We start from the raw sequence: 25892 nt of genomic DNA, 5'->3' as shown, positions 1-25892 counted from the left end.
GGTTTCCAAGGCTATTTTGCTTCCAGTCCCAGTTCTGCGGCGACGGTAACGACGTCGTTGGAAACCTTGACCGGCTGCACGTCGCTGCCGTCTTCGGTCCGGAGGGCCCACTGCGGGTCCTTCAGTCCGTGACCGGTCACGGTGATCACGATGGTCTTCCCGGCGGGCACCTCCCCTGCGGCGTGCTTCTTGATCAGGCCTGCGACGCCGGCGGCGGAGCCGGGCTCCACAAAAACGCCTTCGCGGGCGGACAACCAGCGGTGCGCGGACAGGATCTCCTCATCCGTCACGGCTTCAATCACTCCGCCGGATTCGTCGCGGGCACCCACGGCGGTCTCCCAGGAGGCGGGGTTGCCGATCCGGATGGCCGTCGCGATGGTGTCAGGGTCGGTGATGGGATGCCCGGCAACGAACGGGGCCGCACCGGCGGCCTGGAAGCCCCACATGATCGGAGTTTTCGTGGCGACGGCGGGAAGTGTGCCGGCCGTGGCGGATTCAAACGGTGCCGCGTACTCCTTGTAGCCCTTCCAGTACGCGCTGATGTTGCCCGCGTTGCCGACCGGAAGCACATGGTAGTCCGGCGCGTCGCCGAGGGAATCGACGATTTCGAAAGCACCGGTCTTCTGGCCCTCGATCCGGGCCGGGTTGACGGAGTTGACCAGGAATACCGGGTAGGACTCGCCGAGCTTGCGGGCGATGTCCAGGCAGTCGTCGAAGTTGCCGTCGACCTGCAGCAGCGTGGCGCCGTGGGCGATCGCCTGGGACAGTTTGCCCATGGAGATCTTCCCCTCGGGGACGAGGACTGCGCACTGCAGCCCGGCCGCCGTCGCGTAGGCCGCGGCCGACGCGGAGGTGTTGCCGGTGGAGGCACAGACAACAGCCTTGGCGCCGGCGGCGACCGCCGCCGTCATGGCCATGGTCATCCCGCGGTCCTTAAAGGAACCGGTCGGGTTCATGCCCTCGACCTTGAGGTACACCGACGAACCCGTCAGCTCGGAGAGCTTCTGCGCGTGGACCAGCGGCGTGCCGCCCTCGCCGAGGGTGATGACCTTCGTAGCCTCGGTGACCGGCAGACGTTCAGCATATTCGCGGATGACTCCGCGCCATTGGTGAGCCACTTAGACCCCTTCTACCCGCAGTACGGATGTGACGGTATTGATGACGTCCAGGCGCTTGACGGCCTCGACGGTTGCTGCCAGGGCAGCCTCGGTTGCACGGTGCGTCACAATCCGCAGCTCCGCGGACTCCACAGAGGAGTCCTCGGCCCGGTGGATGGTCTGCCGCATGATCTCGATGGAAACGCCGTGCTCTGCAAAGAGTTGGGCAATGCGGGCCAGGACGCCGGGCTGGTCCGCGACGTCGAGTCCGATGTAGTAGCTCGTGACAGCAGCGTCGATGGGCAGCGCGGCGACGTGGCCGGTGGTGGTTTCCGTACCGGCCGGGCCACCCAGGACAATCCGGCGGGCGGCGGACACGAGGTCGCCCAGCACGGCCGAGGCTGTCGGGGTCCCGCCGGCACCCTGGCCGTAGAACATCAGTTCGCCGGCGTTCTCGGCTTCGATGAAGACCGCATTAAACGCACCACGGACAGCTGCCAGCGGGTGGTCCCGCGGGAGCAGCGTCGGGTGGACCCGGACGGAGACGCCCGTGGCGCCCTGCTCGTCGGTGAGTTTCTCGGCAATGGCGAGCAGCTTGATGACGAACCCGGCGTCTTTCGCTGCGGCGATGTCGGCAGCGCTGACCGAACTGATGCCCTCGCAATAGACATCATCCAGGGCGAACCGGGTGTGGAAGGAAAGAGCGGCAAGGATGGCGGCCTTGGAGGCGGCATCATGGCCTTCGACGTCGGCGGTGGGGTCGGCTTCGGCGTAACCCAGGCGCTGTGCTTCGGCCAGTGCGTCGGCGAACTGCGCTCCCGTGGAGTCCATCTGGTCCAGGATGAAGTTCGTGGTGCCGTTGACGATCCCGAGCACGCGCGTGATCCGGTCGCCGGAGAGGCTGTCCCGGATAGGCCGCAGGATGGGGATGGCCCCGGCAACGGCTGCCTCGTAGGAGAGCTGCACGCCGGCGCGGTCCGCTTCCTCGTGCAGTGTCGCGCCGTCCTGCGCAATCAGCGCCTTATTGCCGGTGACGACGCAAGCACCGCTCCGCAGGGCGCTGAGGATCAGGCTGCGGGCCGGTTCGATCCCGCCCATCAGCTCCACCACGAGGTCGGCATCCTTGACCAGCGATTCGGCGTCGGTGGTGAACAGCTCCTGCGGCAGTTCGACGTCGCGCTTGGTGTCGAGGTTCCGGACGGCAATGCCGGTCAGCTCCAGACGTGCCCCCGTCCGGGAGGCCAACGCCTCGGCGTCTTCGAGGAGAATTCGTGCAACCTGGGCCCCGACGTTGCCGCAGCCGAGCAGGGCTACTTTCAGGGTTCGCAATTCAGTCATTCAGACTCCCATGTCGCGGTTGAGCAGATCTTCTTCGGTTTCCCCGCGGACAATGAGCCGGGCAGATCCGTCGCGCACAGCGACAACGCCCGGCCGGGCCAGATAGTTGTAGTTGCTTGACAGGGCCCAGCAGTAGGCGCCGGTCCCCGGTACAGCGAGCAGATCACCGGCTGCCACGTCCTCGGGCAGATATACATCTCTAACAACTATGTCGCCGCTCTCGCAATGTTTGCCCACCACGCGGGACAGCTGCGGAGCCGCGTCCGAAGTCCGTGATGCCAGAATCGCCGAATAATCCGCGTCGTACAGCACCGGCCGGGGGTTGTCGCTCATCCCGCCGTCCACCGACACATACCGGCGGGGGTGCGTAACGTTCTTCCCGGCCGCGGCGCCGCGTGCGGTGCTGACGGCGCCTGCGGTGCCGTCTTCAGCACCCTCTTTGGCGCTGTCTGCAGCGTCGACTGCAGCGTCGTCTGCGACGGGGGCATCAACGCGGATGGTCTTAAGCGTGCCGACTTCATAGAGCGTAAACGTGCTGCTGCCGACGATGGCGCGGCCCGGTTCGATTGAAATCCGGGGCGGGACAATGTCCAGCTCCGCGCACTTGGACCGGACGACGGCGGCCATCGCCTGCGCGATGTCCGCTGCGGGCCGCGGCGTGTCCACCGGCGTGTAGGCAATCCCGTAGCCGCCTCCGAGGTCCAGCTCCGGCAGCACAATTGAGTACTTGGTCTGCATGGCGGCCAGGAACTCCAGCAGCTTCACGGCGGCGAGGGCGAATCCGTCGGGTTCGAATATCTGGGAGCCGATATGGCAGTGCAGGCCCAGCAGTTCGATGCTGCCGTAGCCGGCGGCTGCGGCCACGGCTTCCTCGGCCGCGGACAACCCGGCCTTCTCGGTGGAGTCGCCGGCCATTGAGAGACCAAACTTTTGGTCCTCGTGCGCGGTGGCGATGAACTCGTGGGTGTGGGCGTGGACCCCGGGGGTCAGCCGGAGCATCACTTTGGCGGTGTCACCCCGGTGGGCGGCGATCGCGGCAACCCGGTCCAGCTCGGCCAGGCTGTCCACCACGATCCGGCCCAGTCCCATGTCCAGGGCCCGGTTGATCTCGGCGTCGGATTTGTTGTTGCCGTGCAGCGCGACGTCGGCGCCGGGAATACCCGCGCGGGCCGCGACGGCGAGTTCCCCGCCGGAGGCGGTGTCGAGCCGGAGCCCTTCTTCCTCCACCCACCGGACAACGGAGGTGCACAGGAACGATTTACCGGCGTAGTAGACGTCCACGCCGCCGCAGATGTCCGCGAAGGCCTCGTTGAAGGCGTCGCTGAACGCCCGGGCCCTGGCCCGGAAGTCCGTCTCGCTCATCACGAATAACGGTGTGCCGAACTGGCGCTGGAGCTCGCTGACGGAGAGCCCGTCGATGCTGAGTTCGCCGTCGTTGTTCCGGGCGACACCGGCTGCCCACAGCGGTTCCTGGAGGGCATTCAGGTCCGCGGGAACCTGCAGCCACTCCGGTGCCAGCGGCGAACCCGGCCCGGCCCGGTGCCCGGGGGTTGCGTTCATGGGGGTTGCGTTCATGGGGGTTGCGTTCATGGCGGTCACATCCGTTCCGGCGCCGAAACGCCCAGCAGTTCCAGTCCGTTGGCCAGCACCTGGCTGGTGGCGTCATTGAGCCACAGCCGCGTGCGGTGGAGATCAGTGATCACGTCCTCGCCCTGGGGCGCCACGCGGCAGGCGTCGTACCAGCGGTGGTAGGCGCCGGCAATAACTTCCAGGTGCCGGGCAACGCGGTGCGGTTCGCGCAGTTCCGCGGCCTTGGCCACGATCGAGGGGTAGCTGCCGAGATAGGACAGGAGTTCATTCTCCGTCGCGTGGTCCAGCAGCGCGGCCTCGAAGCGGTCTCTGCCGTCAACACGGCGCTCGACGCCTGCTGCCACGGCGTTACGGGCCGTTCCGCGCGATCGGGCATGCGCGTACTGGACATAGAAGACCGGGTTTTCGTTGCTGTGCTTCTTGAGCAGTTCCGGGTCCAGGGTCAGCGGCGAATCGGCCGGAAAGCGGGCCAGCGAGTAACGAACTGCGTCCTTGCCCAGCCAGGAGATGAGGTCCTTGAGCTCGATGATGTTGCCCGCGCGCTTGGACAGTTTGGCGCCGTTGACGGAGACCAGCTGCCCGATCAGGACCTCGATGTTGACGTCGGGATCATCGCCCGCGGCGGCAGCGATCGCCTTGAGCCGGTGGATGTAGCCGTGGTGATCGGCGCCGAGGAGGTAGATCTTTTCCGTGTAGCCACGGTCTTTCTTGGAGAGGTAGTACGCGGCATCGGCGGCGAAGTAGGTGGGCTCGCCGTTGGCGCGGATCATCACGCGGTCTTTGTCGTCACCGAAGTCCGTGGTGCGCAGCCAGACCGCACCGCCGTCGTCGTAGACATGTCCCTGCTCGCGCAGCCGTGCGACGGCGTCAGCAATCGCACCGGCGTCGTGGAGCTCCTGTTCGGAGAAGAACACGTCGAAGGCGACGCCGAACTCCGCCAGCGTCTGCTTGATGTCCTGCAGTTGCGCCTTGTAGGCCGCACCGCGGATCACCGGGAGCGCCGCGACGTCGGTGAGTTCACGGATGTCCGGGTGGCGGGTCAGGACCTCGTGGCCGAGGTCTGCGATGTATCCGCCGGGGTAGCCGCCCTCCGGCACATCCCGGCCGTGCAGCCTGGCGAGGACAGAATGCGCGAAGACATTCATCTGCGATCCGGCGTCGTTGATGTAGTACTCCGCGGTGACGTCCGCCCCGGACGCCCGCAGGACCCGGGCAACCGAGTCGCCCAGCGCCGCCCAGCGGGTGTGGCCGATGTGCAGCGGCCCGGTGGGGTTGGCTGAGACAAATTCCATGTTGACCACGTGTCCGGCGAGCGCCGAGTTGGTGCCGTAGGCCGGGCCCGCGTCCACGATCGCCCGGGCCAGCGCGCCCGCGGCGGCCGCATCCACGGTGATGTTGAGGAACCCGGGGCCGGCGATGTCAACGGCGGAGACGCCGTCGATGGACTTCAGCCGGGCGCTGAGCACGGAGGCCAATTCCCGCGGGTTGGTGCCCGCTGCCTTGGCCAGCTGCAGGGCGATGTTGGTGGCCCAATCGCCGTGATCCCTGTTCTTCGGGCGTTCGACGCGCACCTCGTCCGGAATGTCCGAGGCTGACAGCGCGATGTCGCCGCCGGCGACGGCGTCTTTCAGGCAGGCGGATATGGCGAGGGAGAGTTCTTCTGGGGTCACAGTTCCAGCCTACCGGTGGGCCGGAGTGTGGCGGAATTCGGCAACATTCGGTTGTGGGCGTAACAGCCGCGTGCGGTGTCCGGTCCCAGCCCGCCCGGGTTCCCCCGCCGAACAGAGTGAACCGATACGCTGGTGTCGACGTTGTTAGTGGTGTCGCTGTCCGCAGCCCCCGCCTGTCCGGTCGTCGCAACGAATGGAGTCACACTATGAATTCCGTAATCCGCAAGAGTGTCCTCGCCGGCCTCGCCGGCTTGTCCCTGGCAGGCAGCGCCGCCGGTTGCGCCCCGGCAGAAACCCCCGCAGCTGAGGCCGCTCCCGCAGCTTCAGCGACCGGGGTTCCCGGTTCCGCCGCAGCCGGCGGAGGCTCCACCGCGTATAAGGACGGCACTTACAGCGCTGATGGCAACTATGTCTCCCCGAACGGCACGGAGACTGTGGGCGTTGAACTGACCTTGGCCGGCGGCACGGTGTCCGGTGTCCAGATCACGCCGCACCCGTCCAACCCCAATACCAAGAAATTCCAGGGCGAGTTCGCCGGCGGGATCCAGGACCAGATCGTGGGGAAGAAACTGGACGCGATCAGTGTCTCGAAGGTGGCCGGGTCCTCGCTGACCAGCGGCGGCTTCAACGAGGCCGTGGCCAAGATCAAGACCCAGGCCTCGTAGCCGGACCGGGACAGGCGGCGAGGCAGAGGAGCAGGCGTGCCGCATCCAGGCTGGGTGTCGTTCACGTTCGATGGAATCGGAACCGGCTGGGAAATCTCGACGCCGTCCACGCTGTCCGCCGACATTAGGCAACGCCTGCTTGACGTCGTGACCGGCTATGACGCCGCCTGGTCCCGGTTCCGGATCGACTCGCTCGTAGCCACCATCGCGCGCTGCCCGGGGCGTTATGAACTCCCCGCCGGGGCGACGGACCTGGGCCGGCTCTATGGCACCCTCTACCGGCTCACCGGCGGCGCCATGACACCGCTGGTCGGCGGAAGCCTGGCGCAGCTTGGCTACGATGCGCGGTACTCGCTGCGCGCGGCCGGTCCGCCGCTGCCCGCGCCGCGGTGGGAGGACGTCCTGCACTGGCAGGGGTCCGTCGTGACCACCGCCGCCCCCGTCACCATCGACGTCGGCGCTGCCGGCAAGGGTCAACTGGCTGATTTGCTGTCCGCCGAGCTGAACGCCTGCGGCCACGGCGAGCATTTCATCGACGCCAGCGGGGACCTGCTGAACCGGGGACCGGACCCCGTGCGGATCGCCCTGGAGCATCCCGCCGACCACGGCCAGGGAATTGGCACCGTGATGCTCGGCCCGGGAGCCTTGTGCGCCTCGGCCGCCAACCGTCGGGTCTGGGGCGAAGGCCTCCATCATGTCCTCGACGGCACCACCGGATCACCTGTCCGGTCCGTCGTCGCCAGCTGGGCGATGGCCGGGACGGCGATGGTCGCCGATGCGCTCGCAACCGCGCTCTTTTTCGTCGAAGGTGCCAGGCTGCAGCGCGAGTTCGATTTTGCCTGGCTCACCGTGTATTCGGACGGACACGCCGAATTCTCCGCCGATTTCGAGGGGACACTTTTCTCATGACAACACGTTCAGCAGCTCCGGCTGCCGCCCGGCTGGACACGGCCCTGGGCCGGTTCACCATGTACCGGCTGGTTCTTCTGGTTCTCGCGGTCCTTGCCGTTTACAGCCTGCTGCTCGACCTTCTCGGCTGGCTGACGTTCGGGCTGCCGGAGATGCTCGCCCACCTGGTTCTCTGTCTCGGCCTGACCTATGCCTCCAACCGGGCACTGGCTGCGGTCTTCCATGTTCGCCCGCACGCGGAATCCTCGCTCATCACGGGCCTGCTGCTGTATTTCCTCTTCTGGCCCACACAGCTCACCGACGGCGTGCGGCTGCCGGACCTCGCGGGTGTGGCCCTGGCCTGCGTGCTGGCGTCAGCCTCGAAGTACGCCTTGGCCTGGCGCGGCCGGCACATCTTCAACCCTGCTGCTGCCGGCGCGTTCCTGACCGGCCTTACCGGCCTCAACATCGCAACCTGGTGGGCTGCGACCCCGGCCATGCTGTGGCTCGTCCTGCCAGGGGTGCTCCTGGTCCTCTACCGGGTCCGGAAACTGCAGATGGCCGCGGTATTCACGGTCCTCACCGTGGGCATCGTGACATTCGAACTGCTCCGTGCAGGTCTGGACACCGGTACGGCCCTGTGGCAGGCCGTCGCGCAACGTCCTGTCCTGTTCTTCGTCGGCTTTATGCTTACTGAGCCGCTCACCCTGCCGCCGCGGCGCTGGCAGCAGCTCGCGCTCGCCGGCGTCGTCGCGTTGCTCTTCGCCGTCCCATTCAATCTGGGGTTGGCGGCCAACTCCCCCGAGCTCGCGCTCCTGGTCGGGAACCTGCTGGCGTTTGCCGCCGGACAGCGTGGTGGCATCCGGCTCCGTTTCGAAGGCTCGCGCCCACTGACGCCGACGACGACGGAGTTCCGGTTCCGCCCGACCCGTCCCCTCCGGTATGCGGCCGGGCAGTACCTGGAACTGCATCTGCCCCACACCCGGGCCGATGGAAAGGGGCTGCGGCGGATTTTCAGCCTGACAAGTGCTCCTGGCTCTCCCGAGCTGAGGATCGGTGTGGGCATCGCCGCACCGCTGTCCTCCGCGAAGCGCTCGTTGCTGGCCCTGGAACCCGGCGAGGAACTGACCGGAACCGCCGTGGGCGGCGACTTTGTCCTGCCCCGGAACCGCCAGGCTCCGGTGCTGTTGATTGCCGCCGGCATCGGCATCACTCCTTACCTTGCCCAGCTGGGCACCAGCGCAGCCCGGGACCGTGACGTTGTCCTGCTGTATCTGGTCCGGAGCACCGACGAGCTGGCCTACGCGGACGAACTCGAACGCTCCGGAGCGCGCGTTATCGTCCGGCTCGCTGATGGGTCTGCCGCGCCCGGGTTCGCACAGGACGCCGGGGACGCCAGGCTCGATGCGGCCCGTCTCCGTGAGCTTGTGCCGGATATTTCCGCACGGGATGTCTTTGTGTCCGGTTCGCCCGCGAGTGTGCGGTCGCTGCGGTCCGCTGCCCGCGGTGCCGGCGCCCGCCGGATCCATGTCGATTCTTTCGCGGGCTACTGACCGGCCCGTCGCGACACCCCGCCCGCGTCGATTTTCCCTTGGGGGCCACCTTCCTGCTAAGCTCTAGGACGTCCCGCCGGTTTAGGCAGGATCCCTGACTGCCCTCGTAGCTCAGGGGATAGAGCGTCTGCCTCCGGAGCAGAAGGTCGTTGGTTCGATTCCAATCGAGGGCACAAAAGAAAACCCCGTCACTTCAACAAAGTGGCGGGGTTTTTGCTGCTCACTTTGGCAGACGTACGGTCCGGGCATCCCCTCCGGCTCTCCCCTGTCCGCACTGGGGGCGGCCAGGCACGACGTCGGTTGATTCGCGTATCCAAAACACGAAGCCGGCGTCCCCAGACCCCCGGACGATCTATATTTCTGTTTCCGGGATGGCTCTTGAGCACTACATTGCGGGCCCGATACTGGACGTATCGACGGAGCACGCACTGAGGCCATTGAGTAGCTCATGGCAGACCCACGTGTGGATATTGTGTTGCACCGAGGAAAAGGCCAGGGAGTACGCCGATAAGCACGGCATCCCACAGTCGTTTGGCTCTTATGAGGCGCTGCTCGCTTCCCCGGACATCGACGCTGTCTACATTGCGTTGCCGAACGCACTGCACCTCGAGTGGATTCTAAAATCCCTGGACGCAGGCAAGCACGTCCTCTGTGAAAAACCCTTGGCGATGAGCGCCGCCGAGTGCGAGGAGATTGCGCGCAGGGCCGACGAGACCGGGCTCAAAGTCCTGGAAGGCTTCATGTACCGTTTCCACCCGCGGTTCGAAAAGCTGCAAGAGCTGCTCGCGGCCCATGCAGTGGGCCAACTGACATTCGTCCACGTCGGTCACTCCTTCGACGCGGGCGGGGACGACAACATCCGCTGGTACACCGGGCTCGGCGGAGGCGCACTTTTCGATGCGGGGTCCTACTGCGTCAACGTCAGCCGGATGGTCACGGCGCAGGAGCCGGCTCACGTCGCCGCCTTTGGCAACTACCGCGACGCCAACGACGGAGGTCGAATCGACACCAGCATCGCGGGCATGCTGCGCTTTCCCGGCAGCGCCACGGCGCTTCTTGACACCGGAGTGAACCTCGAGCGACGCAACTTTCTGGAGCTCACCGGCACCGGTGGCCGGCTCTACCTCAACAATCCTTTTGGGCTCCTGGAGGAGGACTCGGTCCTGGAGGAGCACCACTTCGGGCAGGACACCATCTATCACGAGGTCAAGGGCGAAAACCACTTCGTACGGATGGGCGAACACTTCGCCGACAGCGTCCTGAACGGTACGCCGCTCCGCTACGACCTCACGGACGCGGCCAACAACGCGCGGGTGTTGGAAGCTCTCGACAAGGCAGCGCGGGAACACGATGGGGGCGTCTGAACCGACACCACATCCTGGCGCTGGCCCAGGCGTTAACTGAAGGTTTCGCCGCTCGACATCCCCAAGCAGTTGGGCCCTGGAGAACTTCCCCTTGAGGCGGAAAGCGTCAGCCGTGCAGGGGCAGTCCCAGTACTTTTCGGCGTCGACCCAGCTGAGAAGTCTTCCCAAACGCATGCACACGGCCGGGACCCCTGCAGGTGACGCCTGTTCGTGGTGGATACAGCGACGGGTTCGCGGCCGGCACGCGACACCAGCCCGTCACAGGCGGCGGCGGGTCAGCATCTCGCCAACCTCAACCATTTCAGGTGCGGAAGCTGGTGCCTCATTCAGGCGACGGGCGAGTCGTGACGTCCACGGGCTCGCCGTGATGCCGTGAGCAAACACACTCACCAGAATCGTCCACACCGCAACGGAAAACACTGCGTCGGCCACGGTCCCGCTCAACTGCTCGAAGACCAGGAGTGCGAACAGGATTGACGCCAACCCTCTCGGCCCGAACCACCCGATGAACAGGCGGGTCTCGAAGCGGGTGCGGGACCCGGCGAGCGCGACCAGCACCGGCAGCATCCGCACTACGGTCAATGAAAGCACAACGTACAGTGCGATCTGCCAGGTCAACGACCCGAGCACCGGGGCAGCCAACACCGCACCAAACACCAGAAACGTCATGGACCCCAGGAGTTCACCCTCGTCCTCTGTGAAGTCTTGAACGTTTTTGCATTGTTCGCGAGCGACATGACTGAACGCAAGCCCGGCAACGAAGGCAGCGATGAACCCGTTTCCCCCCACCACTCCTGCGCTCGTGAACGCAGCGACAGCAATCGCGATCGTCGCGAGCTGGCGGTAGATTCCGTCGACAAAGCCGGCCGAGGCGAAGCGGTGGAGCAGCCACCCGCCGAGCACCCCAGCCAGAGCCCCGGCGAGGATCCCGAATCCGACCTGCTGCGCAGCAAACAGGCCCCACTTGCCCGCAGTCGCACCCGTCTCCGTCGCTGCGATCGCAAGGAACACCGTCACTATCGGAACCATTATTCCGTCGTTGAGGCCGCTCTCCACATTCAGTCCCTGCCGGATGCGCACCGGCAGCCGTTTGTCGCTCACCACGGCCTGGCCAAGCGCGGCGTCGGTCGGCGCAAGGATGGCGGCGATGAGCGCCGCCTCGACGATCGTGAGCCGCCCGAACAGCGCGGCAGCAGCGAGGGTCCCAAGCACGATAGTGAGCGGCAGCCCGATACCCAACAGACGTGCGGGGAGCAGGATCTGGCGTCGCAGCATCCTCAGGTCGATGCGCACGGCATCCGTGAAAAGGACCAGCACGAGGGTGGCCTCCACCAGCAAGGAGACCGCCTCGCTCTCCAAATCAAGGTGAAACCACGGCCCGCCGACCGCACCGAGCAGAACTCCGACCGCGGTAAATACCATCGGTGCCGTGACCGGCGACAGGGACAGCCGCCCAGACACCATGGCAAAGCCGAAAACAACAACCGAAATGATCAGGAGCTCTGACATGGCTTCCTCCGTTGGTTCTCAAACAATCCCGGTCGAACTGCGCACTTTCATGCAGGGTTCGGGCAGTCCAGCAGTCCAAGGCCCAACACCCGGTCGCCGAATCCGGCCGCGGGACACGGGACAATCATTCCACCGAATGAATCGCCAGGCACCGCTAACCGCGAGGTGGCAGGCAAACGCATCCCTCTAAAAGACTCGCCGCGGGAAATTGCTGCTGCGACGCTTGCACACTTGGCGCCCCGTGGCGACGCTCAATCTTGCCGTCTCAGGAAGTAGGCGCCCAGGGTCCCGGCCAGGGTTGCGAAGACGGCCACCGAGTAGATGGCCAGAAGGACCTGGATGATGCGGGAGAAGATGCTGTCGCCGGTGATTCCGCTGCCCGTGATGGCGGCCATGGCTGACTCGTAGAGGGATTCGGCGTACGAGTCGTGCTCGCCAGTCGCGTAGAGGAGTTGGCTTGATGCCAGGATCACGACCGCTGTTACGGCGGTGAGCCATCCGATCCTGCTGGTCAAAAGCCTTCCGGCCGAGCGGGAGCCCCGGACTCCTGCCGAGAGGATTGAGCCATAGCGGGCCAGCCTGGCGATGCGGACGAGTCTGAAGGCCTGCAGGGCACGGAAGAACCTAAGGAAAGGTACGAGGAGGAAAATAACCTGCCACCAGCTCTTCTTCCAGAAGTCCTTGCTGGAGCCGGCAATGTACGCGCGCAGCAGGAATTCAGCAACAAACACGGCCCAGAACGCCCAGCCCATGACGGCGAGAACACCCACCATGACGGGCTCTGTCGCTATCAGCTGGCCGAGCACCACAAAAAGGAAAATGACACCCAAAATTCCCATGGGCTTATCCAGGCGGCCGGCCACTTCTTCCGCTGTACGAAGCCGGTCGCTTCCCGGGGAGCTGCCGCCGGGAGGGGGGCTTTGTCCGGAGTCCGTCATGGGCACTCTGCCCCGGACGAGTCCCGGATTCCTTCCATCAACGCGAATTGCGTGCCCGGCGGGTCGACAGCGTCCCGGAGTTGCTGACGGAGAGCCGGGACGCCATCTCCATCGTTTCCTACGGCCGACATGGATTCCCTTCTTGCTTGCTTTGGCAGGACCACCCGATCACGGCCAGATAGGTGTGACTCTAGCTGGAAGAACGCCGGGGTTTTGTTGAGGCGTGGCAGGATCGGCCTACGGGCGGTCGCCCGGTCGTCAGTGGTGCCCGCACGATGCTGACCTTGACGCGATGGTTACCTTGACGCGTCAACATGATGCACGCCTTTGACACTGGAACCCGCCCATCGGTGCCTGACCGGCGGGACCGCCACACGTGGCGGAACGGGCACGTATCCTTCCCGCCCGGGAGCCTTCACGGCCTCGGATCGGAACTTCACCCCGCCGGGACCGGGTCACGCAAATTGTCGGTGCCCGGACGTAGGCTGTTCGCATCGGCAGCGGGATCCGGCCGCCGTCCGCAGGGCTGCCCGGCTTCCCGGAACCCGCAGAAGCGAAAAGAGGTCTCGCATGTTCTGTTCCATCGTTCCTCCGTACCTGCTCCGCCGCGTGGCGTCCCTGCGCGAACCTCAGCTCACCGGGGCCGCCGAGGCTGCCCGGAAAGCCCTCCGGCACGCCCACACTTTCCAGGAAACCCGTGAGCAGCTGGCTCCCGCCACTCCCCCGGCACCCCCGGGCCTGCACGGGGCCAAGCCCGGTCCGCCGGAGCGAACCATCTACAACGCCGGTTCCATCGAGGAACTCCCCGGCACCATTGTCCGAAAAGAGGGGGCGCCGCCGACCGGCGACCCTGCGGCAGACGAAGCCTACGAGGGGTTGGGGCACACCCACCGGCTTTACACGGATGCCTTCGGCCGCGACTCCATCGACGGCCGCGGGCTGCCGCTCATCGCCACCGTGCACTACGGCGAGCGCTATGACAACGCCTTCTGGGACGGCCGGCAAATGGTCTTCGGGGACGGGGACGGGCAGATCTTCGACCGCTTCACGAAGTCACTGAGCGTGATCGGCCACGAGCTGGCGCACGGGGTGACGCAGTATTCGGCCGGACTCGTCTACCGGTACCAGGCCGGCGCCCTGAACGAATCGATGTCCGACGTTTTCGGCGCCCTGGTGGAGCAGTACGCGAAACAGCAGTCCAGCGCCGAGGCGAGCTGGCTGATCGGGGAAGGCCTCTTCACGGATCAGGTCCAAGGTTCTGCCCTGCGCTCCATGAAGGCGCCCGGAACCGCCTACGACGACGATATTCTCGGCAAGGACCCGCAGCCCGACTCGATGGATTCATACATCCGGACCAGCGCAGACAACGGCGGGGTGCACCTGAACTCAGGCATTCCGAACCGGGCGTTCTGTCTCGTTGCCATTGCGTTGGGCGGCAATGCCTGGGACGCGCCCGCGCAGATCTGGTACGAAACCCTGACCGGCGGATCTCTCTCGCCCAAGGCCACCTTCAGGACTTTCGCCCGGGCGACGGCCGGTACAGCCAAGGAGCGCTACGGAACGGGCTCGAAAGAGCATGACGCGGTGCGGTCTGCATGGGAAACTGTGAAGGTAAAGCTCTAACTTTCCCCTGGGCCGCGGCCCTTCAGTGCCACAGCCTGATCAGGACCGCAGTCCCATGACGATCGCAGTCTGATGAAATTTCTGCCTAATGAGAATCCCAGCCGGCTGAAAATCACCGTCGAGCGCAGCGGCGGCTTTGCCGGCATCAAGCGGGTCTGGACCGCCGAGGCGGCGTCTGCCGACGAAGAGCAGCGCTGGCAGCCGGTCGTCGAGGCGTGCCCGTGGGACACCGTTCCCCGGCCGGACCGGGGCTTCCCGGGCGGCGGAGGGCCGGACCGTTTCACCTACAACATCCGGGCCGGGCGCCACCGGGCAACGGTGCCGGAGCACTCCCTGACCGGGCCGTGGCGGACCCTCGTGGAGCTCGCCCGGGAAGCCGCAGAAGCGGCAGCGCCCCGGAAAGGCCGGCAGACACCGTCCGGCTAGACTGTGGCCAGCTGTCCCCGGAAGGCGCGGCGGTAGCCCTGCGGGCTGGTGTCGAGCGCTTTGATGAAATGGTGCCGCAGCAAGACCGAGTGGCCGAAGCCCGCCGCCCGGGCCACCTCGTCAATACTGAAATCCGTGGTCTCCAGGAGTTCCTGCGCCCGCAGGACCCGTTGCGAGTTGAGCCATGCCGCGGGCGTGGCCCCCGTTTCGGCCCGGAACCGTCGGGCAAAGGTGCGCGGGGACATATGGACCCGGGCGGCAAGCTCGTTGACGGAATGTTCCTCCTGCAGGTGGCGGACCATCCATTCCAGCAGCCGCTCCATCGGCTCGGACCCGCACGCCGGGATCGGCCGGTCGATGTATTGGGCCTGGCCGCCGTCGCGGTGTGGCGGAACCACCATGTCGCGGGCGATCGCGGCAGCAACTTTGGCGCCGAACTCGACCCGGACCAGATGCAGGCAGGCATCGATCCCTGCAGCCGTTCCAGCGCTCGTAATGACCCGGCCGTCCTGGACGTACAGCACGTTCTCGTCCACGAGCGCCTGCGGATACTGTTCTGCCAGCAGCCCGGAGAAATGCCAGTGCGTCGTGCAGCGCCGGCCATCGAGCAGTCCTGCCCGGGCCAGCGCGAAAGCTCCGGAACAGATCGACATCACCCAGGCGCCCCGGGCGTGGGCCGCCCGCAGTGCGTCCAGCACCGGTTCCGGGATGACTTGTCCGTCGTTGTCCCCGAAGGGAGCCATGATGACCAGGTCTGCGTCGGCGGTTGCTTCAAGGCCCCGGTCCACCAGCAGGGACACGCCACCCTTGAGGGTGACCGGGCCTGGAACCACCGTGCACACGCGGAAATCGAAGCGCGGCAGACCGGGTTCCCGGGCCGAGCGGTCGATGCCGAACACCTCGGCGGCTACGCCAAATTCGAACGCCGCAAGAGGCGGTAAAACGATGACGGCCACGGAACTAAGCATGAATCAATTATGGCAGAAATTCGTTCATTTTGGTCGTTACTGCCACTGTTATTGTGGTCCCCGTCGGAGAACCATGGAGGTATGGAACTCCTCGGGACAGCCCTCATCATCCTTATCCTCAGCACCGTTGCCGCCACCATCAAGAGCCTTCGCGACGACGGGCGCGGCCATACTCCCGCCGTCCGCTCCGACGACGATTGGACGGCGCTGGATCTGCCCAGCGTCACCTACCTTCGCCGGATCCTCTAAGCCCGGCGCCAGACCGGACACCACCCGGACACCCCCAGCACCCCGTACCCGCTACCCGCCTCAACCGCCCACACCCTCCGCACCGGATGGACGCCGTCCGCCACGGGGAGCCCCCGGCAACCCCCGGCCGCTTCCCCCAGTAGACTGTCTCCAGCCATGACACTGCATATTTCCTACCCTGCCGAGCTGCCGGTCTCCGAGCGCCGCGACGATCTGATGGCAGCCATCGCCGCCAACCAGGTCACCATCATTGCCGGCGAAACCGGCTCTGGAAAGACCACCCAGATTCCCAAGATGTGCCTCGAACTGGGCCTGGGCGAAAACGGCCTGATCGGCCACACCCAGCCCCGCCGGCTCGCCGCGCGGACGGTTGCCGAGCGCATTGCGGAGGAGCTCGGGGTTGAGATCGGCCAGGAGGTCGGCTTCCAGGTCCGCTTCACCGGCGAGGTCAGCCGCTCCACCAAGGTCAAGCTCATGACTGACGGCATCCTGCTGGCGGAAATTCAGCGGGACAAGCTCCTGCGCAAGTACAACGCCATCATCATTGACGAGGCGCACGAGCGCAGCCTCAACATCGACTTCATCCTCGGCTACCTCAAGCGGATCCTGCCGCAGCGCCCGGACCTGAAGATCATCATTACCTCGGCCACCATCGATCCGCAGCGCTTCGCGAAGCACTTCGGCTCCGAAGACGAGCCCTCGCCCATCATCGAGGTCTCCGGGCGCACCTACCCGGTCGAGATCCGGTACCGCCCGCTCTCCCAGCCCGCCGGCGGTGCCGCCGGCGACGATCCTGTTGCAGCCTCGGACGATGAGCTTGAGGAGGACCGGGACCCGCTCGATGCCGTCTGCGACGCCGTCGACGAACTGGCGCTGGAGGCTCCCGGGGACATCCTGATCTTCTTCTCGGGCGAACGCGAGATCCGCGACGCTGCCGAGGCCCTGAACGCACGGATCCAGTCCAACCGCCGGCTCAGCGGCACCGAAGTACTGCCGCTCTTTGCCCGGCTCAGCCTGCAGGAACAGCACAAGGTCTTCCACCCCGGCAATAAACGCCGGATCATCCTGGCCACCAACGTCGCCGAGACCTCCCTGACCGTGCCCGGCATCAAGTACGTCATTGACACCGGCACCGCGCGTATCTCCCGCTACTCGCACCGCACCAAGGTCCAGCGCCTCCCGATCGAACGCGTCTCGCAGGCGTCCGCCAACCAACGGTCCGGCCGCTGCGGCCGTGTCTCCGACGGCATCGCGATCCGGCTCTACTCCGAAGAGGACTTCGAGTCCCGCCCGCTGTTTACCGACCCGGAAATCCTGCGCACCAACCTCGCTGCCGTGATCCTGCAGATGACCGCCATGGGGGTGGCCCGCGGGCCCAAGGACGTGGAGAACTTCCCGTTTGTGGAGCCGCCGGATTCCCGCGCCATCAACGACGGCGTGAGCCTCCTGCGCGAGCTCGGGGCCCTCAGGCCGCCGGCATCCGGCGGCCTGACCGCCGTCGGGCAGCAACTCGCCCAGCTGCCGGTCGACCCCCGGCTGGGCCGGATGATCGTCGAGTCCGGCCGGCGCGGCTGCGTCCGGGAGGTCATGATCCTCGCGGCGGCGTTGACGATCCAGGACCCCAGGGAACGCCCGACAGACAAGCAGCAGCTTGCCGCCGAGAAGCACGCGCGGTTCCGGGATGAGAACTCGGACTTCACCGGTTTCCTCAACCTCTGGAACTACGTGCAGGAGAAGCAGCAGGAGCTCTCTTCCTCCGCGTTCCGCCGGCTTTGCCGCGCCGAGTTCATCAATTACCTGCGCGTCCGGGAATGGCAGGACCTCTTCGCCCAGCTCCGCCAGCTCGCCCGGCCGCTGGGCATCAGCCTGGACAATGGCCGGCTTGCGGACCCGGTGGGCCTCCACGAGGGCATCCACATCAGCCTGCTCTCCGGATTGCTGAGCCACATCGGCATCCTGGACGAACGCAAGCGCGAGTACGCCGGTGCCCGCGGCAGCCGCTTCGCGATCTTCCCCGGTTCGGCGCTGTTCAGGAAGTCCCCCACCTTCGTAATGGCCGCAGAGCTCGTCGAGACCAGCCGGCTGTGGGCCCGCGTAGCCGCGAAGTTCGATCCATTCTGGGCCGAGCAGGTCGCTCCGGACCTGGTCAAGCACAGCTACAGCGAGCCGCACTGGTCCAAGAAGATGGGCTCGGTGATGGCGCATGAGAAGGTCACGCTCTACGGCGTGCCCATCATCCCCAGCCGCCGCATTAACTACGGCAAGGTCGAACCGGAGCTGTGCCGGGAGCTTTTCATCCGCCATGCCCTCGTGGAGGGCGACTGGCAGACGCACCACAAGTTCTTCCACCGCAATCGTGCCCTGCTCCACGAAGTCGAGGAGCTGGAGGCACGGATGCGCCGCCGCGATATCCTTGTCGACGACGAAACCCTCTTCGAGTTCTACGACGCCCGGATCGGCAAGGAGGTCGTCTCCGAACGGCACTTCGACAAGTGGTGGAAGGAAGCGCGGCAACAGGACCCGGCGCTGCTGGATTTCGACCAGGCCCTGCTGATCAGCGAGGACGCCGACGGGCTGGATGACGCGGCGTATCCGAAGACCCTGCTGCACAAGGGCTTCGAACTGCCGCTGAGCTACGAGTTCCATCCGGTCGCGCCCGGTTCGCCGCCCAACCCCTCCGACGGCGTCACCGCCGAGATCCCGGTACTGTTCCTGAACCAGCTCGAGGACGCAGCGTTCCGCTGGCTGATCCCGGGCCAACGCGTTGAACTCATCACTGCGCTGATCAAGTCCCTGCCAAAGCAGGTGCGTAAGAACTTCGTTCCCGCCCCGGACGTCGCCCGTCAGGCCGTGGCAGCCCTCGACGCAGGCTTCGATCCCGCCGCCGACGAGCTCGAGCCCTCACTGGAGCTTGTCCTGCGCCGGATCCGCGGGCAGGTCATTCCGCCGGGTTCATGGAACTGGGACGCGGTGCCGGCGCACCTGCGGGTCAGCTTCCGCGTTGTGGACTCCCTGGGCAAGGTGATCGATGAGGGCAAAGACCTTGGGGGGCTGCAGGAACGGCTGGCCCCTGCCACCCGCCGGGCCATCGCGGAATCCCTCGGTGCCACCCCGTCAACGACGGCGCCGAAGTCCAAAACGTCCGGCAAGTCAGCGGCCCGCGGTGCAGACAGCCGCGACGCGGCCGGCTCCCTGGCCGGCGCCACCGCATCCCGCCCGGCGGCTGGACCCGGCGGTTTCGCTGAGCAGTCCGGCCTCACCGGCTGGTCCTTCGGGACTGTCCAGCGCCAGGTCCAGGGCATCGTCGCGGGACATACCGTCACCGGCTTCCCGGCGCTGGTAGACGAGGGCAGCTCCGTGGCCCTGCGCCTGTTCCAGACCGGCTCCGAGCAGGAACAGGCCATGCGCGCCGGTGTCATCCGGCTCCTTGCCCTGAAGGTTCCGCCGCCGGACCGCTACGTCCTTGAGCACCTGAACAACACGGAGAAACTGACGTTCAGCCAGAACCCCCACGGTTCCGTTTCGGCCCTGATCGCGGATTGTTCCCTCGCCGCCATTGACAAGCTCACGCCGGCTGCCCTGCCCTGGGACGAGGCTTCGTTCCAGGAGCTCTACGAGAATGTCCGGGCGGAACTGATCGACACGGTTTTCACCGTGACCGCCGTCGTCGAGCGGATCCTCGCCAGCACGCGCCGGATCGAGAAGCAGCTGAAGGGAACCACCAGCCTGGCCCTGATCAGCGCCCTGAACGATGTCCGCAGCCAGCTCGAACAACTGGTCTTCCCGGGCTTCGTGGCGCGCACGGGCTACGCCCAGCTCAGCCAGCTGCCCCGATACCTCGCCGCCATCGAAAAACGCCTCGAAAAGCTGCCCGGCAACGTCCAGCGCGACGCCCAGCACATGGCCGCGGTCCAGGCGATCGAGGACGATTACGACGATGCCGTCTCGGCGCTGCTGCCCGGCCGCCGGGCCGGGACCGAGTTAACCCGTGTCCGCTGGATGATCGAGGAACTGCGCGTGAGCCTGTTTGCCGTCGAGCTCGGCACCGCCTACTCGGTCTCCGAAAAGCGGATCCGGGCGGCGCTTAACAAAGTGCTGGCGCCGGCCTGAAGCCCCCGAAGGGGCAGGAGGCCGACGCCAGCGCCGTAGTACGTGCCGCGGATCAGGCCAGCGGGACCTGTTCCGTGTAGCCAGCCGACCGCAGCCCGTCGCGGAGTTTTTCCGCATTAGCATCGAGCCGTGCCGGGTCGGGATTCTGGTCCGCCGATCCGAAATCATAGTCGGCCATCGAATTGGAGGGCCACACGTGGACGTGCAGGTGGTTGACTTCGTAGCCGGCCACGATCAGACCCGCGCGGGCGGCGTCGAAGACGTCCACCTGGACGGCGCCGATCTTGCGTGCGACCTCCATGACCCGGGCCAGAAGCTCGGGCGGGGCGTCGGTCCAGCGGTCGACTTCCTCGGTGGGCACCACCAGGGTGTGGCCGTCGGCCAACGGACCCATTGTCAGGAATGCCACCACATCGTCCTCGCGCCACACGAACCGTCCGGGGATTTCACCGTTGATGATCCGGGTGAAGATGGTGCTCATGCGTCGGCGCTTCCCGACGGGGCGTGGAGAGTGCTCACGTCCAGGACGAACCGGTACTTGACGTCGCCGGCCACCATCCGGTCGTAGGCCTTGTTCAACTGGTCCGCGGACACCATTTCGATGTCGGAAACCACACCGTGCTCGGCGCAGAAGTCCAGCATTTCCTGGGTCTCGGCGATGCCGCCGATCAGCGAACCGGCGTACGCGATCCGGCGGCTGATGAGGGCACCGGGGTTGACCGGCGGCATTGCCTCGGACGGCAGTCCCAGCTGGAACAGCGCGCCGTCCTGGCGGAGCGTGCGGAAGTACGGGTTGAGGTCGTGCGGGGCTGCGACGGTGTCGATGATGACGTCGATGCTGCGGCCCGCTGCGGCCATCGCGGCCGGGTCCTTGGAGAGGATGACGTCGTCCGCACCGAGTTCACGGGCGGCGGCGAACTTCTTCTCCGAGGTGGTGAAGACCTTGACCTCGGCGCCCATGGCCTTGGCAATCTTCACGGCCATGTGGCCCAGGCCGCCGAGTCCAACGACACCGACGACGTCGCCCGCTTCCACCTCGAAGTGGTTCAGCGGCGAGTAGGTGGTCACACCGGCGCAGAGCAGCGGCGCCGCGGCGGCCGGGTCCAGACCTTCCGGGATGGTGAGAACGTAGTTGCGGTCCACCACGATGGAGGTGGAGTAGCCGCCCTGGGTGACGGCGTCGGCGTTGCGCGGATCATGAGCGCCGTAGGTGCCGATCATGCCCTTTTCGCAGTACTGCTCGAGGCCGTCGAGGCAGGCCTCACATTCGCGGCAGGAATCGACCATGCAGCCGACGCCGACGCGGTCACCGACCGCGAAGTCATCGACGTCGGAGCCGACGCGGCTGACGCGGCCGACGATTTCGTGGCCCGGAACGAGCGGGTACTTGTCGCCGCCCCATTCACCGCGGGTGGCGTGAACATCCGAGTGGCACAGGCCGACGAAGTCGATGGAAATCTCGACGTCGTCGGCCTTGGGTGCGCGGCGTGCAACGGTCAGCGGAACCAGGCCGCTGTCGGCGGACGTGGAGCCGTAGGCTGCAACGAGGGTGCTGCCGTCAGCCTGAACGTTGTCGATCAGCTGGGCGTCGCCCAGCTCGGGCAGGGCAGTGGCGAGGGGCGGGGGTACGGGGCGTCCTGGAGTCATATTCTGACGTTACGCCCGTTGCCGTTCCGTTATCTAATTCGTCCGCTCACAGCGATACCCGCCAGTAGGTTTCTCCGGAACCGGGTCCCGCCGGGCTGGCAGGGTCTCAGGCCGCCGTCAGCACAGGGGCAGTGAGTTTCCCGTCGCGCATAGTCGCCACGGCGTCGGTCAGCGGGACGAATTCGGTGTCGTGGGTGACCATCACGGTGGCGACCATAAAGTCGTCGGTGACGCGGCGCAGGAGCCGGACGATGGAGTCGCTGCGTTCGTGGTCCAGGGCCGCCGTGGGTTCGTCGACCAGCAGGATTCTGGGATCTCCCATCAATGCGCGGGCGATGTTGACCCGTTGGCGCTGGCCGCCGGAGAGCTGGTGCGGGCGTTTGTCCGCGCAGGACGAGAGTCCGACAATGTCGAGGAGTTCAGCTGCCCTGGCCCGGGCGGCTTTGACGGCCTTGCCGCGCAGGTGGTCGCCGATGATGAGTTGTTCGGCGGCGGTGAGCGACGCGAGCAGGTTGGGCTGCTGGAAGATGATGCCGATTTTCTCCCGCCGCAGCGCGGTGAGGTCCTTGTCGGCGAGGCCGGTCGCGTCGGTGCCGTCGATCATGACCAGTCCGTGGGTGGGCCGGATGAGGGTGGCGGCGGCCGCGAGGAGACTGGATTTTCCGGAGCCGGACGGTCCGACGAGCGAAATCATCTGGCCGGCCTGCACCGTGAGGTCCACGGCGTCCAATGCCTTGATGGTTCCCTCCCCGTCCGGGTACTCGAGGGTGACGTTGACGAGGTTCAGGGGCCCGCGGACGGCGGTGCTGGGGGTGAAAGACATGGGGGGTGTTTCCTTTCCGAAACTGCTGGGCTGGGGACTGTTGCGCGGACAGGGCCGGCGGGCGGCGAAGTGCCTCAGTTCCCGCCGAGCGCGATCAGGGCGTCGACCTTGGTGACGCGGCGGACCGCCAGTGCCGCACCGGCCAGGCCGAGGACAACGATCCCGAGGATAGGGAGGAGTGTTGTTGCAGGGTTGACCAAAAAGGGTGCTGCCTGGGCTGCGAAGAAGCCGCCGAGGATGCCGAGTGCACCGCCGATTCCGGCACCGGCGAGCAGGACGATCGCAGCCTGGGTGATGGCGTCGCGCAGGATATAGCTGCCGGCTGCCCCCATTGCCTTCAGCACCGCAATGTCGCGGGTCCGCTGGACGGTCCATACGGTCAGGAAGGCCACGATGACCAGGGCGGAGATGCCGTAGAGAAATGCCTGCATCAGGGCCAGAGAGCCGTTCTCGCTCTTGAAGGAGCCCAGCGCCTGAAAGGACCCGGTTCGCGAATCGCTCACGGTCCGGGCTGCGGCGTTGGCGGCAGCCTCGTCAACGGTGGCGCCATCGTTGTAGGTGATGGTGCCGACGGTTCCGAGCTGCTCCGGGTCGGTCAGGTGGGACAGCCTGGACCAGGTGGGAAGCGCGGTCCAGACGACACTGGTGTGGGAGTACCACTGGTCCTCGACCACGGCGCTGACGGTCAGTTCGGTTCCCCCGACGCTGGCCCGGTCCCCGGTGTTCAGGGACAGGGCCGCGGCGACGGTTTTGCCGATCACCACCGTGTCGGATGTGACCGGCGACGGTGCCAGCTGGCCGTCCTGTGAGACGCCGAAGACCGCGACGTTGGTGGTGCCTGCGGCCGCGCCGCTGCCGCCTGCGACGGACTGGAACCGGGTCTGGCTGATGCCCACTGCCTCGGCGTTGCCGACCCCGGGCTGGTTCTTCCAGCTCTCAATCTGCGCAGCGGTGACTTCACTTTCAGTGAAGGAAGCCTTGGGCTCACTGGTGCCGGGGGCGCCGAAGACGATGCGGTCCACCGGCCCGGAGGTGCCCGGGCCGGTGTTGCCGGCTCCGAGTTTGGCGATCGCCGACGTCGACTGGTCGGCCAGGCCGGCCGTCAAACCCGAGAGCATAACCAGCAGCAGGGTGATCAGGGCAACGACGCCGCCCATCAGGGCAAACCGGCCCTTGGCAAAGCGAATATCGCGGATAGCAAGAAACACGTTGGTTCTTCTTTCAGTGGGTGGCGCGGCAACCAAAAGGCTCTTACCTCCACTCTCCTGCGGGCCGGCCCCCGGCGCCATCGCGCAGCTGGTTGATACGCGGCGGACGAATGGCTGATCCCCGGCTCAACCATTTGGTTGATCCCGCCCTGACAGGACCGGCATAAGCTGATCCAATGCCTGTCACGGAATCACGCCACACCCCGGACGGGGCCGGTGTCCAGGGATCCATCGATCTGCTCAGCGGCCTGGATGCCGCTCCGTTAGCCGCGGTCCTGCGCGCGCTGAGAGTGACGCTGCACGTCGGCTTCGCCGCCCTGCTGGGCGTGGCCGTGCTGAGGCTGCTGATATCAGGCGGCGGGGACCCCCTGCACTATGCCCTGACCGGGACCGCGGCTGTTCTGGCCGGCGTCTACCTCTTCGGCACCATCATGGAAAAGCGCTTCGCCGCCGGCAGCACGGACTTCGATCCGCGCCGCTACGGGGTCCTGTGGCTGGGAATCATCACGGTGTTGTGGTTCGTTCTGCTGGCCGGAAGCGCCGATTTCGCCTGGCTGGCCTTCCCGCTCTTCTTCCTGCACGTGCACCTGTTGCCGCGACGGGTCGCCCTGCCGGCAATCGCGCTGATGACGGCTGCGGTGGTTGCGGCGCAGTGGGCGGCCAGCGGACTCCCGCTCCCCCATCTGGCCGTGGTGCTGGGCCCGCTGTTTGGCGCGGCTTTTTCCGTCGTTACGGGTCTGGCATACCGGGCCCTTTACCGCGAGGCCGAGAACCAGCGCCGTGCCGCCGATGTACTCCGCAGCACCCGGGCGGAACTGGCCGCAACCCAGCACGACGCGGGCGTGGTCGCCGAACGCGAGCGGCTCGCCCGGGAAATCCACGACACCCTCGCCCAGGGGCTCTCCAGCATTGTCCTGGTGGCCCGCGCGGCGGAAAAGTCAATCGCCGACGGCGACACCGCCACCGCCACCGCACGCTTGGCACTCGTGCAGCAGACCGCCTCGGAGAACCTGGCTGAGGCCCGGAATTTTGTCCGGGGCCTCTCCTCCCCGGAACTGCAGGAGTCCTCCCTCGTGGACAGCCTGCGCAGACTCTGCATCAACACGGAAACCAGTTCCGCGGCCCGGGGCGCCGGGCTGCGCTGCCGGTTCGAACTCGACGGCGACCCTACGGAGCTGCCGCAACAGTACCGGGTGACCCTGCTGCGCGCCGCCCAGGCGAGCCTCGCCAACGTCAGGGACCACGCCGCCGCCGGCAATGCCGTGGTGACCGTCGCCTTTCTGGGCAGTGAAGTCACCCTGGATATCTTTGATGACGGTATCGGCTTTAACCCCGCCGGATTGGCCGCCCGAATGCAGGCCCCAACGGACGGGAGTGGGTTCGGGCTGCGGTCACTGCAGGAACGGGTCACAGCCCTCCACGGCTCACTCGACATCGAATCCGCTCCCGGGGAAGGTACGGTGGTGGCCATACGCCTGCCATTGGGCGGCACGCCCGGAAGGCCAACACAATGAACGACATCCGTATTCTGCTCGTTGATGACCATCCCGTCGTCAGGGCAGGACTGCGGGCCATGCTCACCGGATTCGAGGGCATCGCCGTCGCAGCCGAAGCCGCCGACGGCGACGCCGCGCTCAGGGAACTGCACCGGCTGCAAACCCTGGACGACCCGGTCGATGTGGTGCTGATGGACCTGCAAATGGGCGCAGGCATGGACGGAGTCACCGCGACTTCACGGATCAGGCTGTTGGAGGCAGCCCCGCCGGTCCTGATCCTGACCACGTACGACTCGGATGCGGACATCCTGGCCGCCGTGGAGGCAGGGGCCAGCGGCTACATGCTCAAGGATGCGGCACCGGAAGAGATCCGGCAGGCCGTGCTGGCGGCCGCCGCCGGCCAGACTGCCCTGGCTCCAAAAATCGCGGCATTGCTGATGAACCGGATCAGCAATCCCGCCACCGCGCTCACCCCGAGGGAAGCCCAATTGCTCGAATTGCTCGCGACCGGGCTGTCCAACCGCGCCATCGCCAAACAGATCTTCATTTCCGAGGCAACCGTCAAGACCCATCTGGTGCACATCTACGGAAAACTCGGGGTGGAGAACCGCACCGCGGCCATCGCCGCTGCGACCCGGCGCCGGCTTATCCGGATCCCGGGGCAGCAGGGATAAGCTGCGGTGCCGGGGCCGGACCCGATCACGGCGCGGGTTCCGGACCGTGACTGGTC

At 66.4% G+C, this 25892-nt stretch carries 21 protein-coding genes and 1 tRNA gene; 11 read left to right on the top strand and 11 right to left on the bottom strand.

Annotation, left to right across the window (positions count from 1 at the left end; translation table 11 throughout):
- Positions 1 to 11: 11 nt before the first annotated feature.
- The 4 genes from thrC to argS are packed head-to-tail and all read right to left on the bottom strand — an operon-like array spanning position 12 to position 5695.
- The gene (gene thrC / locus KY499_RS17450; RefSeq protein ID WP_123254125.1) at positions 12 to 1118 is read right to left on the bottom strand and encodes a threonine synthase; all 1107 of its coding nucleotides are present in this window, start codon (positions 1116 to 1118) and stop codon (positions 12 to 14) included.
- Complete coding sequence (locus KY499_RS17445; RefSeq protein ID WP_219885937.1) at positions 1119 to 2435, bottom strand: homoserine dehydrogenase; 1317 nt, start codon at positions 2433 to 2435, stop codon at positions 1119 to 1121. It lies immediately after the preceding gene.
- Positions 2436 to 3995, bottom strand: a complete 1560-nt coding sequence (locus KY499_RS17440) for a diaminopimelate decarboxylase (RefSeq protein WP_219887061.1) — start codon at positions 3993 to 3995, stop codon at positions 2436 to 2438. It lies immediately after the preceding gene.
- Between the two features lie 35 nt (positions 3996 to 4030).
- A complete protein-coding gene (gene argS / locus KY499_RS17435; RefSeq protein ID WP_219885936.1) occupies positions 4031 to 5695 on the bottom strand; it encodes an arginine--tRNA ligase in 1665 nt (554 codons plus the stop codon).
- Positions 5696 to 5901: 206 nt separating this feature from the next.
- Between argS and KY499_RS17430 the strand changes: the two genes are divergently transcribed.
- From KY499_RS17430 to KY499_RS17410, 5 genes are all read left to right on the top strand, one after another.
- Positions 5902 to 6360, top strand: a complete 459-nt coding sequence (locus KY499_RS17430; protein WP_123254128.1) for a hypothetical protein — start codon at positions 5902 to 5904, stop codon at positions 6358 to 6360.
- Positions 6361 to 6396: 36 nt separating this feature from the next.
- On the top strand, positions 6397 to 7269 hold the full coding sequence (locus KY499_RS17425) for an FAD:protein FMN transferase (protein ID WP_123254129.1): 873 nt from the start codon (positions 6397 to 6399) through the stop codon (positions 7267 to 7269).
- Entirely contained in the window at positions 7266 to 8801 is a 1536-nt protein-coding gene (locus KY499_RS17420) for an FAD-dependent oxidoreductase (protein WP_123254130.1), read from the top strand. Before KY499_RS17425 ends, KY499_RS17420 begins: the two co-directional genes overlap by 4 nt.
- Before the next feature lie 100 nt (positions 8802 to 8901).
- Positions 8902 to 8974 (top strand) — tRNA-Arg (locus KY499_RS17415).
- A gap of 198 nt (positions 8975 to 9172) precedes the next feature.
- Positions 9173 to 10165: a Gfo/Idh/MocA family protein gene (locus tag KY499_RS17410; RefSeq protein WP_258190853.1), complete on the top strand. Its 993-nt coding sequence runs from the start codon at positions 9173 to 9175 to the stop codon at positions 10163 to 10165.
- Between the two features lie 258 nt (positions 10166 to 10423).
- Here the strand turns inward: KY499_RS17410 and KY499_RS17405 are convergent, their stop codons facing one another.
- Both KY499_RS17405 and KY499_RS17400 read right to left on the bottom strand, forming a co-directional pair.
- Positions 10424 to 11674 (bottom strand): sodium:proton antiporter, encoded by a 1251-nt coding sequence (locus KY499_RS17405; protein ID WP_123254953.1) that lies wholly within the window; start codon positions 11672 to 11674, stop codon positions 10424 to 10426.
- Positions 11675 to 11925: 251 nt separating this feature from the next.
- Positions 11926 to 12513: a hypothetical protein gene (locus tag KY499_RS17400; protein ID WP_219885935.1), complete on the bottom strand. Its 588-nt coding sequence runs from the start codon at positions 12511 to 12513 to the stop codon at positions 11926 to 11928.
- Positions 12514 to 13182: 669 nt separating this feature from the next.
- Between KY499_RS17400 and KY499_RS17395 the strand changes: the two genes are divergently transcribed.
- Together KY499_RS17395 and KY499_RS17390 are read left to right on the top strand one after the other, a co-directional pair.
- A complete protein-coding gene (locus KY499_RS17395; protein ID WP_123254954.1) occupies positions 13183 to 14235 on the top strand; it encodes a M4 family metallopeptidase in 1053 nt (350 codons plus the stop codon).
- 72 nt (positions 14236 to 14307) lie between these two features.
- The gene (locus KY499_RS17390; protein ID WP_375141102.1) at positions 14308 to 14661 is read left to right on the top strand and encodes a protealysin inhibitor emfourin; all 354 of its coding nucleotides are present in this window, start codon (positions 14308 to 14310) and stop codon (positions 14659 to 14661) included.
- Here KY499_RS17390 and KY499_RS17385 read toward each other — a convergent pair.
- Entirely contained in the window at positions 14658 to 15629 is a 972-nt protein-coding gene (locus tag KY499_RS17385; RefSeq protein WP_219885934.1) for a helix-turn-helix domain-containing protein, read from the bottom strand. The two genes, KY499_RS17390 and KY499_RS17385, sit on opposite strands and share 4 nt — an antisense overlap.
- A gap of 81 nt (positions 15630 to 15710) precedes the next feature.
- Between KY499_RS17385 and KY499_RS17380 the strand changes: the two genes are divergently transcribed.
- Entirely contained in the window at positions 15711 to 15878 is a 168-nt protein-coding gene (locus KY499_RS17380) for a hypothetical protein (protein WP_183164467.1), read from the top strand.
- 156 nt (positions 15879 to 16034) lie between these two features.
- The gene (hrpA, locus tag KY499_RS17375) at positions 16035 to 19988 is read left to right on the top strand and encodes an ATP-dependent RNA helicase HrpA (RefSeq protein ID WP_219885933.1); all 3954 of its coding nucleotides are present in this window, start codon (positions 16035 to 16037) and stop codon (positions 19986 to 19988) included.
- A 52-nt stretch (positions 19989 to 20040) separates the two neighbouring features.
- On the opposite strand, the gene KY499_RS17370 is transcribed toward hrpA, so the two are convergent.
- The 4 genes from KY499_RS17370 to KY499_RS17355 form a co-directional block, all read right to left on the bottom strand.
- Positions 20041 to 20469, bottom strand: a complete 429-nt coding sequence (locus KY499_RS17370; RefSeq protein WP_219885932.1) for an HIT family protein — start codon at positions 20467 to 20469, stop codon at positions 20041 to 20043.
- Positions 20466 to 21635, bottom strand: a complete 1170-nt coding sequence (locus tag KY499_RS17365; protein WP_123254958.1) for an NAD(P)-dependent alcohol dehydrogenase — start codon at positions 21633 to 21635, stop codon at positions 20466 to 20468. The genes KY499_RS17370 and KY499_RS17365 overlap by 4 nt, the downstream gene beginning before the upstream one ends.
- Positions 21636 to 21741: 106 nt before the next feature.
- On the bottom strand, positions 21742 to 22458 hold the full coding sequence (locus tag KY499_RS17360; RefSeq protein ID WP_123254959.1) for an ABC transporter ATP-binding protein: 717 nt from the start codon (positions 22456 to 22458) through the stop codon (positions 21742 to 21744).
- 74 nt (positions 22459 to 22532) lie between these two features.
- Complete coding sequence (locus tag KY499_RS17355; RefSeq protein ID WP_219885931.1) at positions 22533 to 23666, bottom strand: ABC transporter permease; 1134 nt, start codon at positions 23664 to 23666, stop codon at positions 22533 to 22535.
- A 176-nt stretch (positions 23667 to 23842) separates the two neighbouring features.
- On the opposite strand from KY499_RS17355, the gene KY499_RS17350 reads away from it, so the two are divergent.
- Complete coding sequence (locus tag KY499_RS17350; protein WP_219885930.1) at positions 23843 to 25180, top strand: sensor histidine kinase; 1338 nt, start codon at positions 23843 to 23845, stop codon at positions 25178 to 25180.
- Complete coding sequence (locus KY499_RS17345; protein ID WP_123254962.1) at positions 25177 to 25836, top strand: response regulator transcription factor; 660 nt, start codon at positions 25177 to 25179, stop codon at positions 25834 to 25836. The genes KY499_RS17350 and KY499_RS17345 overlap by 4 nt, the downstream gene beginning before the upstream one ends.
- The last annotated feature ends 56 nt before the right edge of the window (positions 25837 to 25892 follow it).

It is taken from the genome of Arthrobacter sp. PAMC25284 (assembly GCF_019443425.1).
Lineage (GTDB): Bacteria > Actinomycetota > Actinomycetes > Actinomycetales > Micrococcaceae > Arthrobacter > Arthrobacter oryzae_A.
Note: the sequence above shows the minus strand (reverse complement) of the source record. Positions and strands in the feature narration are given on the sequence as shown.

Coding starts and splice junctions, on each gene's coding strand:
- KY499_RS17405 (WP_123254953.1), bottom strand. CDS start 11,674: ATGTCAGAGCTCCTGATCATTTCGGTTGTTGTTTTCGGCTTTGCCATG.
- KY499_RS17385 (WP_219885934.1), bottom strand. CDS start 15,629: ATGCTTAGTTCCGTGGCCGTCATCGTTTTACCGCCTCTTGCGGCGTTC.
- KY499_RS17445 (WP_219885937.1), bottom strand. CDS start 2,435: ATGACTGAATTGCGAACCCTGAAAGTAGCCCTGCTCGGCTGCGGCAAC.
- KY499_RS17350 (WP_219885930.1), top strand. CDS start 23,843: ATGCCTGTCACGGAATCACGCCACACCCCGGACGGGGCCGGTGTCCAG.
- KY499_RS17370 (WP_219885932.1), bottom strand. CDS start 20,469: ATGAGCACCATCTTCACCCGGATCATCAACGGTGAAATCCCCGGACGG.
- KY499_RS17410 (WP_258190853.1), top strand. CDS start 9,173: ATGGCTCTTGAGCACTACATTGCGGGCCCGATACTGGACGTATCGACG.
- KY499_RS17345 (WP_123254962.1), top strand. CDS start 25,177: ATGAACGACATCCGTATTCTGCTCGTTGATGACCATCCCGTCGTCAGG.
- KY499_RS17380 (WP_183164467.1), top strand. CDS start 15,711: ATGGAACTCCTCGGGACAGCCCTCATCATCCTTATCCTCAGCACCGTT.
- KY499_RS17395 (WP_123254954.1), top strand. CDS start 13,183: ATGTTCTGTTCCATCGTTCCTCCGTACCTGCTCCGCCGCGTGGCGTCC.
- KY499_RS17420 (WP_123254130.1), top strand. CDS start 7,266: ATGACAACACGTTCAGCAGCTCCGGCTGCCGCCCGGCTGGACACGGCC.
- KY499_RS17440 (WP_219887061.1), bottom strand. CDS start 3,995: ATGAACGCAACCCCCGGGCACCGGGCCGGGCCGGGTTCGCCGCTGGCA.
- KY499_RS17365 (WP_123254958.1), bottom strand. CDS start 21,635: ATGACTCCAGGACGCCCCGTACCCCCGCCCCTCGCCACTGCCCTGCCC.
- hrpA (WP_219885933.1), top strand. CDS start 16,035: ATGACACTGCATATTTCCTACCCTGCCGAGCTGCCGGTCTCCGAGCGC.
- KY499_RS17400 (WP_219885935.1), bottom strand. CDS start 12,513: ATGGGAATTTTGGGTGTCATTTTCCTTTTTGTGGTGCTCGGCCAGCTG.
- KY499_RS17430 (WP_123254128.1), top strand. CDS start 5,902: ATGAATTCCGTAATCCGCAAGAGTGTCCTCGCCGGCCTCGCCGGCTTG.
- KY499_RS17390 (WP_375141102.1), top strand. CDS start 14,308: ATGAAATTTCTGCCTAATGAGAATCCCAGCCGGCTGAAAATCACCGTC.
- KY499_RS17360 (WP_123254959.1), bottom strand. CDS start 22,458: ATGTCTTTCACCCCCAGCACCGCCGTCCGCGGGCCCCTGAACCTCGTC.